The sequence below is a fragment of the Thauera butanivorans NBRC 103042 genome, assembly GCF_001591165.1.
GTDB lineage: Bacteria > Pseudomonadota > Gammaproteobacteria > Burkholderiales > Rhodocyclaceae > Thauera > Thauera butanivorans.
Map to the genome: position 1 here is coordinate 67538 of NZ_BCUG01000011.1, position 12245 is coordinate 79782.

The window sequence follows — 12245 nt, forward strand, 5'->3', positions numbered from 1 at the left end:
CGGGCAGGGGAGCACTGCATGGGCGGCTTCTTGGCGGCCGGGCGTTCGACGTCGGCGCCTGCCCCGTCGGCGAAGCTCATGGACCGGCTATTCTAACCTTGCGGGCAGGACTTATCCACAGGGCCGGATAAAAATTGTTATTGACAAACATGGGATTATCCATTTAACTCTCGCGTTTGACCTAACATTGGCAGTCGATCATGAAACGCACCTACCAGCCCTCCGTCGTCCGTCGCAAGCGCACCCATGGTTTCCTGGTCCGGATGAAGACCCGTGGCGGCCGTGCGGTCATCCGCGCACGTCGTGCCAAGGGCCGTCATCGCCTCGCCGTCTGAGGTGACGTTGCCCCCGGGCGCTGACCAGGGTTTCCGCAGCGCTCACAGATTGCACAAAACGGATGAGTATTCATCCGTTTTTGCTTTTCGGCGGGCACTGCGCGGGCGCTTCTACATGCTGCACTATCGCCCCAATGGCCTCGATACGGCCCGGCTGGGCGTGGTGGTGGCCAAGAAGCTCGCCAAGCGCGCCAACACCCGCAACCTGGTGAAGCGCATCGCGCGCGAGATCTTTCGCCGCAATCGTGAATCCTTGCCCGCGGTCGACATGGTCGTCCGCCTGCATGCACCGGTCGCCAAGGCGACACGGGCCGAGATGAACCAGGACCTGCTCGCCTTGCTGCAAAAGCTGCCCCGGCCATGAAAACCTTGTTGATCGCCCTGCTGCGCTTCTACCGCTATGCGATCAGCCCCATGCTGGGGCGCAACTGCCGTTTTCATCCGACCTGCTCCGAGTACGCGATCGAAGCCATCCAGCGCCACGGCGCCCTGCGCGGCGGCTGGCTCGCGGCAAGACGGGTGGGGCGTTGTCACCCTTTCAATCCGGGCGGGTATGATCCCGTTCCCTGACCTGAGACAGAACGAATCCGATGGATCAACGCCGCCTCATCCTCTTCCTGGTTTTCTCCTTCTCGCTGGTGATGCTGTGGGAAGGCTGGATCAAGCATAACAACCCCGCTCCGGCGGTCCAGGCGACGACGGCTGCCGGCGCAGCGGCCGACGGTTCGGTGCCGACGCCGTCGGCCGGTCTGGCTGCGAGCCAGAGCGCCGTGCCCGGCGGGCAGGCCGCCACCGCCACGGCGCCGCGCGTGGTGGTCGAGACCGACCTGCTGCGTGCCGAAGTGTCCGCCGAGGGCGGCGACATCGTCCGCCTCGAACTCAAGCAGCACCAGGCCAGCGGCGAGAGCGACGCCAACTTCGTGCTGCTGGACGACGGCTCGGTCCGCCACCAGTATTTCGCCCAGTCCGGCCTGATCGGCGAAGGCCTGCCGACGCACAAGACGCTGTTCGTGCTGCCGGCTTCCGAGCTGGCGCTGAAGGACGGCGAGGATCAGGTCGAGCTGCGCCTGCAGGCGCCCGAGCAGAACGGCCTGCAGGTCACCAAGGTGATGCGCTTCCAGCGCGGCAGCTACCTGATCGACGTCAGCTACGAAATCAACAACGGCAGCGGCCAGGCCATCGCTCCGCACGCCTACTTCCAGCTCACCCGCGACGGCAACCCCGCCGAGCAGGTCGAAGCCTTCGGCGTGAACACCTTCACCGGCCCGGCCTTCTTCACCGACGCCGAGAAGTTCCAGAAGGTGCATTTCGACGACATCACCGAAGGCAAGGCCAAGTTCGTCAAGAACGCCAGCGACGGCTGGGTGGCGATGGTGCAGCACTACTTCGTCAGCGCCTGGCTGCCGGAGCAGGGCGCGCAGCGTGAATACTTCGCCCGCCCGCTGGGCAACAACCTGTTCTCGGCCGGCCTGATCATGCCGGTGGCCTCGATCGAACCGGGCGCGCAAGCCACGGTGGGCAGCCGCCTCTACGCCGGCCCGCAGGAGCAGGACAAGCTCGAAGGCATCGCCCCGGGGCTCGACCTGGTGGTCGACTACGGCTGGCTGACGGTGATCGCCGCGCCGCTGTTCTGGGTGCTGTCGTGGCTGCACAAGCTGACCGGCAACTGGGGCTGGGCCATCATCCTCGTCACCGTGCTGCTCAAGATCATTTTCTTCCCGCTGTCGGCGGCCAGCTACAAGTCGATGGCCAAGATGCGCGTGCTCGGCCCGCGCCTGCAGCGCATGAAGGAGCTGTACGGCAACGACAAGGCCAAGATGCAGCAGGAGATGATGAATCTCTACCGCACCGAGAAGATCAACCCGCTCGGCGGCTGCCTGCCCATCCTGGTGCAGATCCCGGTGTTCATCGCGCTGTACTGGGTGCTGCTGGGCAGCGTCGAGATGCGCCACGCGCCGTGGCTGGGCTGGATCCAGGATCTGTCGGCGAAGGATCCCTACTTCATCCTGCCGATCATCATGGGCGCATCCATGCTGATCCAGATGAAGCTGAACCCGACGCCGCCCGACCCGATCCAGGCCAAGGTCATGATGGCGATGCCGATCGTGTTCACCTTCATGTTCCTGTGGTTCCCGTCCGGCTTGGTGCTGTACTGGGTGGTCAACAACATCCTGTCGATCGCCCAGCAATGGCAGATCACGCGGATGATCGAAAGTGCAAAACCCGGCAGCAAGGACGCCTGACGTCATTGCCGCCATCGCGACGGCACCGGGCCGGGGAGGCATCGGTGTCGTTCGCGTCTCGGGCGCCAGCCTGAGCGAATTCGCCGCCGCACTCTGCGGCCGCGTGCCGCAGCCGCGCCGGGCGATGTTCTCCGCCTTCGTCGATGCCGCCGGCGAAGCCATCGACGAAGGCATCCTGCTCCATTTCCCCGCGCCCGCCTCCTTCACCGGCGAGGACGTGCTCGAACTGCAAGGCCACGGCGGCCCGGTGGTCATGCAGATGCTGCTGGCGCGCTGCCTCGAACTCGGCGCGCGGCTCGCCGAACCGGGCGAGTTCACCCGCCGTGCCTTCCTCAACGGCAAGCTCGACCTCGCCCAGGCCGAAAGCGTCGCCGACCTCATCGAAGCCTCGACCGCCGCCGCCGCCCGCTCCGCCGTGCGTTCGCTGTCCGGCCGCTTCTCGGAAGAAATCCACCGCATCGTCGATGCGCTGATCGATCTGCGCATGCTGGTCGAAGCGACGCTGGACTTCCCCGAAGAGGAAATCGAATTCCTCGAACGCGCGCGCGCGATGCCGCGTCTGGAAGAAATCCGCGACAAGCTCGAAAGCGTGCTCGACCGCGCCCGCCAGGGTGCGCTGTTGCGCAGCGGCCTCAACGTCGTGCTGGTCGGCGAACCCAATGTCGGCAAATCCAGCCTGCTCAACCAGCTCGCCGGTGAAGACCGCGCCATCGTCACCGACATCGCCGGCACCACCCGCGACGCACTGCGCGAGACGATCCAGATCGAAGGCATTCCGCTGCACATCATCGACACCGCTGGCCTGCGTGAAACCGCCGACACCGTCGAACGCATCGGCATCGAACGCACCTGGCGCGAAATCGAACGCGCCGACGTCATCCTGCGCCTCGTCGACGCCAGCGCCGCCGCGACGGACACCACGCCCGAAGCCAGCGAATCCATCGACGCCCGCCTGCCGCGGGGGGTGGAACGCATCACCGTCGTCAACAAGATCGACCTCGCGGGCCTGGCGGCCGGGCGGATCGAGGAGCCCGGGGAACCAGGCGGCCGCATCCGCCTGCAAGTCTCGGCCAAGCGCGGCACCGGCATCGACCTCGTCCGCGCCGAACTGCTGCGCATCGCCGGCTGGCACGCCCACGGCGAAGACGTCATCCTCGCCCGCGAACGCCACCTCCACGCCCTGCGCGCCGCCCTCGCCCACGTCGAATCCGCCGCCGCTCAATCGGCTGCGCTCGAACTCTTCGCCGAGGAACTGCGCCTGGCGCAGGAAAGCCTGGGGGAGATCACCGGGGAGTTCACGGCGGACGATCTACTGGGGGTGATCTTTTCGAGGTTTTGCATCGGGAAGTGATGTGGAGTCCAGGGACATCCACTGATGTCTTCTGATTTGACAGAATATATTGTAAATAAAGGAGTTTTTGTCTACAGAGTGATTCGGTGATACAGTCAAAGCCACTCGTTTTTATGTCCAAGTTTGGTTCCAAGTAGCTGGATTCTTGTCTTCCATCCCTCTAATTGGACATACGGAGGATGAGATGGCACTGACCGACACTGCTCTCAAGGCACTCAAGCCCAAGGACAAGACCTATACGGTCACCGATGATCGGGGGCTGTATGTGGAGGTCTTCCCCACCGGTGGCGTCGTCTGGCGCTACCGCTACTGGCTGAATGGCAAGTACGAGAAGCTGACGCTGGGCAAGTACCCCGCACTGACGCTGAAGAACGCCCGCCTGAAGCGGGACGAGGCGGCCCACCAGGTGGCGATGGGGGAGTCGCCGGCAAAGAAGAAGCAGCAGGAAAAAGTGGCTGGGGCAGAAGACGCCACCGTGGCCGACTTCGCCGAACGCTTCTTCAAGGACATCCAGTCACGCGATCGCAAGGACGTGACCATGCCGCGCCGCTACTTGGAAAAGGACATCCTGCCGCACATCGGCAGCAAGCCGGTCCGTGAGTGGCAGCGCATGCTGTGGCGGCAATTCGGGCGGGAGCAGGCGTTTGTGCTCGACAACGTCGGCGATGAGCCGCTGTTTTCCGAGTTCCGCGTGCGCAAAAGTTGCCGGAGACTTGGGAGCTGGGGCAGGTGTTTGCCAAACGATGCCGTGCGCTTCGAGCAGGCCGACCAGACGGGCATTCTCGGCACGAAGGCGGGCGATCTCATCGCGGTGGTCCGTCATACTGTCTCCACGCGTGCAGGCTCACCCCACCCGTTGCCCACCACTAGCGCAACTCGTACCACGTCCCACGCCCGCCCCCCTGCTGGACCAAATGCCCCTGTTCCACCAGCGTACGGAAGTGCTGTTTGAGCGTATTGCGGTTGCCGCCGGTCAGGCGAATGGCTTCGGCCATGGTGATTCTGCCATGCTCGCGCGTGAATTCGACGATCTGCAGCGCCAGGTCCGGCAGCTTGGCTAGCACCAGCTTCTCGCGCTCGACCTTGCGTTCCAGGCGACGTACCTGCTGGGACAGCGCGCGCAGGAAGAACACCAGCCAAGGCTGCCAATTCGGCGCATCGGTGCGGATGCTGCCTTGTGTCTGGCGCAGCGCCAGGTAGTAGGCTTCCTTGTTCTGCTCGATCACGCTTTCCAGCGAGCTGTAGGGCACGTAGGCATAGCCGGCCTGCAACAGCAGCAACGTGGTCAACACCCGGCTCAGGCGACCGTTGCCATCTTGGAAAGGGTGAATCTCCAGAAACACCACCACCCAGATGCCGATGAGTAGCAGTGGATGCAAGCGTCCGTGACTGCGCTCCTCGTTGAACCAAGTTACCAATTCGGTCATCAGATGTGGTGTATCGAAAGGCGTGGCAGTCTCGAAGACAACGCCCAACGGCTTGCCGTGTTCATCGAAGGCAGCCACGCTGTTGCTGGTGGTCTTGTAATTGCCGCGATGCCAGGCATCCTTTTCGCTGTAGGTCAGCAGGTCGCGGTGCAATTGCCGGATGTGGTTTTCAGTCAGCGAGATGTCTTGCCAAGACGTAAACACCAGTTCCATGATTTCGGCATAACCAGCGACTTCCTGCTCATCGCGCGTCTCGAACGGCTTGATCTGCAGGTTGGACAACAAGCGCTCGACTTCGCGATCCGACAGCTTGCTGCCCTCGATACGGGTCGAGGAGCCGATGCTCTCGATCGTGGCCACCCGCCGAAGTGCCGACAGCCGATCCGGTGCCAGCGTGCCAAGTGCACGCCACGCGCCCTTGAATTCGTCTATCCCGGCGATCAGGCCCAGGATGTCGGTGGTGATCTGGAGGGAGTCTGTGCGGATCATGGAACCAATAGTACACCCATTTACACCCAATTATAATTCCAGCCATTCTCACCCCCATTTACACCCATTTCTGTCAGAGCAGGCATAGTGCTCCAAAGCTAAGGGCCGCGTGCCCTGGAAGTCCGGCGAGGGATGCACTGAAGGGTCCAAGAATAGGCCCAAGCGACACTAGGCGGTCACAATAAATACTTATAAGTCAATAAGATACGACTCAATCAACCCTTCTGTATCGGGAAGTGAGTCGATCACAACCTGTGTCGTCAGGTAATTTTGCGGTTGGTGCGACTTCGGTTTGTTGATGGCCACAGATATGAGGAGATCCTGCCGATGAGCCAGGAGGGACAGCTGCTCGACAGGAAATCGCTGCGTGCCGTGTTGGGCAAGACAGCCGATTGGGGAGAACTGGTCAAGGATTGTGTGGCCTTCGCGAACGCGACGGGCGGCCATCTTCTGATCGGTATCGAAGATGATCACAGCATTCCGCCTGCGGATCAGCAGATTCCTGTCGACCTGCCGGACACATTGCGGCGCAAGCTTGCCGAGCGTACGGTCAATGTGGGTGGTGTTGCCCAACATTCTGACGGCCGCCAATGGCGGCCAATACATCGACCTGAGCATTCCGCGTGCCACGGCTGTCGCTTCGATCACCGATGGCCGCTACTTTCTGCGCGTCGCAGACCAGAGCAAACCGGTCACTGGTGACGAGGTGATGCGTCTGGCTACCGAGCGCAGTGCGCTGCCCTGGTAGACCCAGACAACCCTGCATATCTCACGCACGGAGCGCGACTCCGGCAAGCTCCACCGCCTGCTGGACGCCCTGCGCGCATCCGACCGTGTGAAGGCGTCCGTCAAGGAAAAGGATGACGAGGAACTGCTTGATCACTACCAGCTTGCCCAGGGCCAGTACCTGACCCATCTTGGTCTCCTCTGCATCGGCAAGCAGCAGCGCCGGGCGCAACTGGCGACCGCTCCGGTCATCCAGTTCATCAAATACGACGAGCATGCCCAGAAGGTCAACAAGCTGGTCTGGGACGACCATACCTTGAACCCGATGGAACTGATCGAAGCCGTTTGGCAGGACGTGCCCGATTTTCGTGAGCGTTACGGATTGCCCGATAACCTGTATCGCCAGAACCTGCCCGCATTCGATGAGATCGTGGTGCGTGAACTGCTGGTCAATGCCCTTGCGCATCGCCCCCACACTCAGCGGGGCGACATCTTCTTGAACCTGCACCCCGACCGGCTTGAAGTCGTCAATCCCGGCTTGCTTCCCTTGGGTGTCACACCGCAGAACGTCCTGCACACGACCGTACGCCGTAACGAGCATCTTGCCCGACTGTTTCACGACCTCAAGCTGATGGAGTGGGATGCAGTAGACTTGGCCAATGCCGCGATGGCGGATGATTGCTCCCTGCATTACTGGCGCGAACGCAAGCATGAAGTGGATTTCGTGGTGCAGCCGGTAGTGCATTGGGTGGGGGCGGGCGATGCCTGATGAATGAAGGGATATTCCGGATGCGCACTACCGCCGAGACACTCTCGCTATTGCTGGCCGAGCTTGGCAGCAGCGGCGATTTCGCCACGCGCTTCACCGTCGAAGCCGATCCGCAGTTGCATGTCGAAGGCGTGGGCGATGTGCCCTTGCCGGTGACGATCCACAGCGCGCATCGCCTGTGCGCGGTGGCGCGACCGGCGCATCACGGCTACAAGGATCAGACGCGGCTCGATCCGCGCGTGCGCGACACCTGGGAGATTCCCGCCAGCGCCATCCGCTTCGATTCGTGGCAATGGCCATCCGTGCTCGGCCGCGCGCTGGCGCGCATTGCCCGCGAGCTGGGGCTGCCGTCCGACGTTCAGCTCGACGCCGAGCTGCACAACCTGCTGGTGTATGCGCCGGGCCAGTTCTTCGCCGTGCATCAGGATTCGGAAAAGACGGATGGAATGCTGGGTACGCTGGTCGTGACGCTGCCGTCGCGTTTCACCGGGGGTGATTTCGTGGTCTCCCACCAGGGCCGGACGCTGCGTGCACGCGGCTCGGCCAGTCGGCTGAGCATGGTCGCCTTCTACGCCGATTGCCACCATGAAGTCCGTCCGGTGAAGCAGGGCTACCGTGTCGTGCTGACCTGGAACCTGATCGCGCGAGGCGGCGCGAAGCCGGCCGAGGTGTCGGCGCAGACGCTCGCCGCGCTGGCCGATGCTGTGAACGCCTTCTGGCAGCCGCCGCAGCCAGGCCGGGGGGATGATGACGAGAGCGAGCCGCCGGACCGGCTGGTCTATCTGCTCGACCACGAATACACGCAGAGCGGCCTGTCCTGGACACGGCTGAAGGGGGCGGATGCGGTGCGTGTGGCCGCTCTGCGCAAGGTGGCGGAACGACTGGATGCGGAGATCTTTCTGGCTTTGGCCGATGTGCACGAAATCTGGTCGGCCGAGGACGACCCCGGGGAATACGGGCATTGGGACTACGCGGACGATGAAGAAGAAATGGCCGACGACGACGATGTCGCTGCCGAGCCGGTTCTGGGGGAACTGATCGACAGCGACATCGAACTGCGCCACTGGCTTGCCCTCGATGGCAGCGAACTGGACTCCGAGGCCAGCTTCGTTGCCCGCCATGAGCTATGTTTCACCCGTCCATCGTCCGACTGCACGCCGTTCGAGTCCGAGTATCAGGGCTACATGGGCAACTACGGCAACACGCTCGATCGCTGGTACCACCGTGCTGCCGTGGTGATGTGGTCGCGCGAGAACGCGTTTGTCATCCGTGCCCGGCAGTCGCCGCACTGGGCCATCGAGCAGATCGCCGACAGGCTGGAAGCCGGCGATGCAGCACAGGCATTGGTGTGGGCGCGGCGCCTGCAGCCTTTCTGGAAGCGGGCGGCACACAGGGCCGATGCTGCCTTGCTCGACGCCACTTTGCCGGTGGCGGCGCTGATCGAGGACGCGGACATTGCCGACATGTTGCTGGCGCCATTCTCCTTGCGGGAGCTGACGCGACAAATGGCGCCGTGCCTGTTGCGGCTGATGAAACGGCATGGCCTGGCCTGGTGTGCCGGGCGCCTGCGCCAGTGGGCCGCGCCGTATCAGGATCCCGACTGCCAGCTCGCCTGGCTGGCGCATACGCTGCCGGGATTGACCGCGGCCTTCGGTGCGGCGGCGAACATGAATGGTCCGGCGCTGGCCGCTGCTTTGGTGGAGGAGCGCTGGAACTGGCTGCAGAAGCATATCGGACAAGTGCTGGCGCACAGTACCGGCAGCGCCAGGATGCGGGCGCTGGAAAAAACCGGCCCGGCCTTGCTGGCATTGATCCGGGGCAGCCGCGATGGCTGCCGCCCGGATCTGCGGCAGCCGATCATCGATACCTTGCTGTCCGCTGACTTGCCCGTGGCGGTGCCGCTTGGGGTACTGCGCGCGGCTGCTGCCGGGCTGGCGGACGTGCCCGGTCTCGGCTTGGGGCCGGTGCATGCGCGCTGCCTGCAACTGCTGGCCGCAAGCCTGGCGCTGCCCGAGCGTGCGAGGGGCGATTGGGCCATCCTGATGCCCGCGATTTTTGCGGGCGACTTGGGCAAGAACCTGGCGAACTTCCTGGAATCCTCGTCGCAGCAAAGCCTGGAGTGGCCGCTGGCCCAGGAGAAGCGCCAGCTCGTCGAGCAATTCATCGGCCGCCACGAGTTGCCGGTCAGGTACGAAACCCGGCGTATCGGCCGGCCTTACACCCTGGTGCTGGAAAAGACCAAGGCCTTGTTCGAGCGCGAAGCTGCAGCGCGAAAACAATGGGCAAAGGATCTGGCCTGGCTGCGGCAGGTGGAGGACAGCTTCGTCCAGTGAAGCTGTCCATGTCCGGGCTCGACCCTACACCCCCACCGTCTCCGCCTGCTCCTCCAGCAGCACGTCGCGTTCCCCTTCCCGCACCCAGGTCGTCAAGCCCATCTTCGCCATCAGCGCGAGGAAGGGGCGGGGCGGCAGTTCTTCGACGTTGACCATGCGGCGCACGTCCCAGGTGCCGTCGGCGATCAGCAGCGCGGCGGCGACAGCGGGGACGCCGGCGGTGTAGGAGATCGCCTGGCTGCCGATTTCGCGGTAGTTCTCTGCATGATCGCAGATGTTGTAGATGAATACCGTGCGTTCCCTGCCGTCCTTTTCACCGCGCATCATGTTGCCGATGCAGGTCTTGCCGGTGTAGGCGGGGGCGAGTGAGGCGGGGTCGGGGAGGACGGCCTTGAGCACCTTGAGGGGGATGACTTCCTGGCCTTCGGCGGTGCGCACCGGCTTTTCAGACAGCATGCCGATGTTCTTGAGCACGGTGAACACGTTGATGTAATGCTCGCTGAAGCCCATCCAGAAGCGGATGTTGGGCACGTCGAGGTTCTGCGACAGCGAGTGCAGCTCGTCGTGGCCGGTGAGGTAGGCGGTCTGCTTGCCGACCACGGGCAGGTTCCAGTCCTTGCGGTACTCGAACATCTTCGAGGGCGTCCATTGCTTGTCCTGCCAGGACCAGACGGTGCCGGTGAATTCGCGGAAATTCACTTCGGGGTCGAAGTTGGTGGCGAAGTAGCGGTCGTGGCGGCCGGCGTTGATGTCGATGATGTCGATGGCGTCGACGCGGTCGAAGTATTCGTCGCAGGCCAGGCGGGCGTAGGCGTTGACCACGCCGGGGTCGAAGCCGGCGCCCAGGATCGCCGTCACGCCGGCCGCTTCGCAGGCCTCACGCCGTTTCCATTCGTAGTTGCCGTACCACGGGGGCGCTTCGCAGATCTTGTCCGGCTCCTCGTGGATGGCGGTGTCGATGTAGGCCGCGCCGGTCTGCAGGCAGGCTTGCAGCACCGACATGTTCAGGAAGGCCGAACCGACGTTGATGACGATGCGGGCATCGGTGTCGCGGATCAGTGCCTCGGTGGCGGCCACATCCAGCGCATCGAGCGCATGGGCGTGCAGCGCACCGGGGCGTTGCAGGCTCCCCTTGGCGTGTACCGAATCGATGATCGCCTGGCATTTGCCGAGCGTGCGGGAGGCGAGGTGGATGTCGCCGAACTGCTTGTTGCTCTGTGCGCATTTGTGCGCGACCACATGGGCCACGCCGCCGGCACCGATGATGAGGACATTGGGTTTCATCTGTCAGCTCCTTGCGATGGAATGCCTGGCTTGCGCTCAGGACAGGCTGTCTGCGTAGTCGTGGTAGCCGAACTGGCGTACCACCCGTTCCGTGCCGTCGAGCTCGCGCACGGCGATGGAGGGCATGGTCAGACCGTTGAACCAGTTCTTCTTGACCATCGTGTAGCCGGCGGCATCGCGGATCGACAGCCGCTGGCCGATTTCGAGTGCTTGTGGGAAATCGAATTCGCCGAAGATGTCGCCGGCCAGGCAGGACTTTCCGTAGATCAGGTAGCGGTGCGGGCCCGCATTGGGTTCGACGCGGGCCTGCAGCCGGTAGATCAGGAGGTCCAGCATGTGGGCCTCGATCGAGGCGTCCACCACGGCCAGTTGCTTGCCGTTGTACAAGGTATCGAGCACGCTGACTTCCAGGCTGGCGCTGTCGCTGATCGCGGCCTCGCCCGGCTCCAGGTAGACCTGCACGCCGTAGCGTTCCGAGAAGCTGCGCAGGCGGGCGCAGAAGGCGTCCAGCGGGTAGTCGTCGGCGGTGAAGTGGATGCCGCCGCCCAGGCTCACCCATTCGACCTGCGGGAGCAGGGCGCCGAAGCGCGTTTCGATTTCGCCGAGCAGGGCGTCGAAACGGGCAAAGTCGCGGTTCTCGCAGTTGTTGTGGATCATGAAGCCGCTGATCTGGCCGATGAAGGGCGCGACGCGCGCAGGATCGACTTCGCCCAGGCGGCTGAAGGGCCGGGCCGGATCGGCGAGATCGTAGCCGGAGCTGCTGACGCCCGGATTCAGGCGCAGGCCGATTGGCTTGCCGGCGGCGCGACCGGCGTGGCGTTCGAACTGGCTCAGGCTGTTGAAGATGATCTTGTCGGCATGGGAGACGACTTCGTTAATTTCATGGTCGGCGTAGGCCACGCTGTAGGCGTGGGTTTCACCGCCAAACTTCTCGTGCCCGAGCCGCACTTCGTACAGCGAGGACGAGGTGGTGCCGTCCATGTATTCACGCATCAGATCGAAGACCGACCAGGTCGCGAAGCACTTGAGCGCGAGCAGGATCTTGGCGCCGGACTGCTTGCGGACGAGGTCGATGCGCTGCAGATTCTGTAGCAGGCGGGATTTGTCGATCAGGTAGTAGGGTGTCTGAATCACGATGTCGCAATGGCCAAACTGCACCTATCCAAAGCCGGGTGCAAATGAATCGGGCCGCGGCGTGCTGTGCCATGCCGCGGGTGTGTCGTAGAGGCACTGGCCGAAAAGGCCAGATTCAATGGGGTATTCGGCGGTGGTGCAGAGCCTGGCAAGG

At 63.6% G+C, this 12245-nt stretch carries 12 protein-coding genes and 1 pseudogene; 10 read left to right on the forward strand and 3 right to left on the reverse strand.

Annotated features, from left to right (window positions below):
- Window positions 1–200: 200 nt before the first annotated feature.
- The 6 genes from rpmH (at window position 201) to TBU01S_RS24450 (ending at window position 4881) form a co-directional block, all read left to right on the forward strand.
- Window positions 201–335 (forward strand): 50S ribosomal protein L34, encoded by a 135-nt coding sequence (rpmH, locus tag TBU01S_RS22940; RefSeq protein WP_002926183.1) that lies wholly within the window; start codon window positions 201–203, stop codon window positions 333–335.
- A gap of 1 nt (window position 336) precedes the next feature.
- Window positions 337–699: a ribonuclease P protein component gene (gene rnpA / locus TBU01S_RS05725; RefSeq protein ID WP_088178839.1), complete on the forward strand. Its 363-nt coding sequence runs from the start codon at window positions 337–339 to the stop codon at window positions 697–699.
- The gene (gene yidD, locus TBU01S_RS05730; RefSeq protein ID WP_068635680.1) at window positions 696–905 is read left to right on the forward strand and encodes a membrane protein insertion efficiency factor YidD; all 210 of its coding nucleotides are present in this window, start codon (window positions 696–698) and stop codon (window positions 903–905) included. The genes rnpA and yidD overlap by 4 nt, the downstream gene beginning before the upstream one ends.
- Window positions 906–925: 20 nt before the next feature.
- A complete protein-coding gene (yidC, locus tag TBU01S_RS05735) occupies window positions 926–2578 on the forward strand; it encodes a membrane protein insertase YidC (RefSeq protein WP_068635681.1) in 1653 nt (550 codons plus the stop codon).
- Window positions 2550–3929 (forward strand): tRNA uridine-5-carboxymethylaminomethyl(34) synthesis GTPase MnmE, encoded by a 1380-nt coding sequence (gene mnmE / locus TBU01S_RS05740; protein ID WP_068635682.1) that lies wholly within the window; start codon window positions 2550–2552, stop codon window positions 3927–3929. The genes yidC and mnmE overlap by 29 nt, the downstream gene beginning before the upstream one ends.
- A 184-nt stretch (window positions 3930–4113) precedes the next feature.
- Window positions 4114–4881, forward strand: a complete 768-nt coding sequence (locus TBU01S_RS24450; RefSeq protein ID WP_068635683.1) for a tyrosine-type recombinase/integrase — start codon at window positions 4114–4116, stop codon at window positions 4879–4881.
- On the opposite strand, the gene TBU01S_RS05750 is transcribed toward TBU01S_RS24450, so the two are convergent.
- A complete protein-coding gene (locus TBU01S_RS05750; RefSeq protein WP_068635684.1) occupies window positions 4796–5845 on the reverse strand; it encodes a Fic family protein in 1050 nt (349 codons plus the stop codon). The genes TBU01S_RS24450 and TBU01S_RS05750 overlap by 86 nt on opposite strands.
- Window positions 5846–6172: 327 nt before the next feature.
- Here TBU01S_RS05750 and TBU01S_RS25080 point away from each other — a divergent pair.
- From TBU01S_RS25080 to TBU01S_RS05760, 4 genes and pseudogenes are all read left to right on the forward strand, one after another.
- Window positions 6173–6286 (forward strand): annotated as a pseudogene (locus tag TBU01S_RS25080) (hypothetical protein); the annotation flags it as partial.
- Window positions 6287–6410: 124 nt separating this feature from the next.
- Window positions 6411–6593, forward strand: a complete 183-nt coding sequence (locus tag TBU01S_RS24725; RefSeq protein ID WP_245650858.1) for a hypothetical protein — start codon at window positions 6411–6413, stop codon at window positions 6591–6593.
- An 87-nt stretch (window positions 6594–6680) separates the two neighbouring features.
- On the forward strand, window positions 6681–7340 hold the full coding sequence (locus TBU01S_RS24460) for an ATP-binding protein (protein ID WP_217999574.1): 660 nt from the start codon (window positions 6681–6683) through the stop codon (window positions 7338–7340).
- Window positions 7341–7360: 20 nt separating this feature from the next.
- On the forward strand, window positions 7361–9673 hold the full coding sequence (locus TBU01S_RS05760; protein ID WP_217999575.1) for a 2OG-Fe(II) oxygenase: 2313 nt from the start codon (window positions 7361–7363) through the stop codon (window positions 9671–9673).
- Window positions 9674–9697: 24 nt separating this feature from the next.
- Here TBU01S_RS05760 and TBU01S_RS05765 read toward each other — a convergent pair whose 3' ends face one another.
- A complete protein-coding gene (locus TBU01S_RS05765) occupies window positions 9698–10957 on the reverse strand; it encodes a saccharopine dehydrogenase family protein (protein ID WP_068635685.1) in 1260 nt (419 codons plus the stop codon).
- Window positions 10958–10993: 36 nt separating this feature from the next.
- The gene (locus tag TBU01S_RS05770; protein WP_068635729.1) at window positions 10994–12091 is read right to left on the reverse strand and encodes a carboxynorspermidine decarboxylase; all 1098 of its coding nucleotides are present in this window, start codon (window positions 12089–12091) and stop codon (window positions 10994–10996) included.
- Window positions 12092–12245 lie beyond the last annotated feature (154 nt).

Bases quoted from the DNA above. Each gene is read 5' to 3' on its own strand.
- rpmH (WP_002926183.1), top strand. From the start codon at position 201: ATGAAACGCACCTACCAGCCCTCCGTCGTCCGTCGCAAGCGCACCCAT.
- yidD (WP_068635680.1), top strand. From the start codon at position 696: ATGAAAACCTTGTTGATCGCCCTGCTGCGCTTCTACCGCTATGCGATC.
- yidC (WP_068635681.1), top strand. From the start codon at position 926: ATGGATCAACGCCGCCTCATCCTCTTCCTGGTTTTCTCCTTCTCGCTG.
- TBU01S_RS24450 (WP_068635683.1), top strand. From the start codon at position 4,114: ATGGCACTGACCGACACTGCTCTCAAGGCACTCAAGCCCAAGGACAAG.
- TBU01S_RS05750 (WP_068635684.1), bottom strand. From the start codon at position 5,845: ATGATCCGCACAGACTCCCTCCAGATCACCACCGACATCCTGGGCCTG.
- TBU01S_RS05760 (WP_217999575.1), top strand. From the start codon at position 7,361: ATGCGCACTACCGCCGAGACACTCTCGCTATTGCTGGCCGAGCTTGGC.
- TBU01S_RS05765 (WP_068635685.1), bottom strand. From the start codon at position 10,957: ATGAAACCCAATGTCCTCATCATCGGTGCCGGCGGCGTGGCCCATGTG.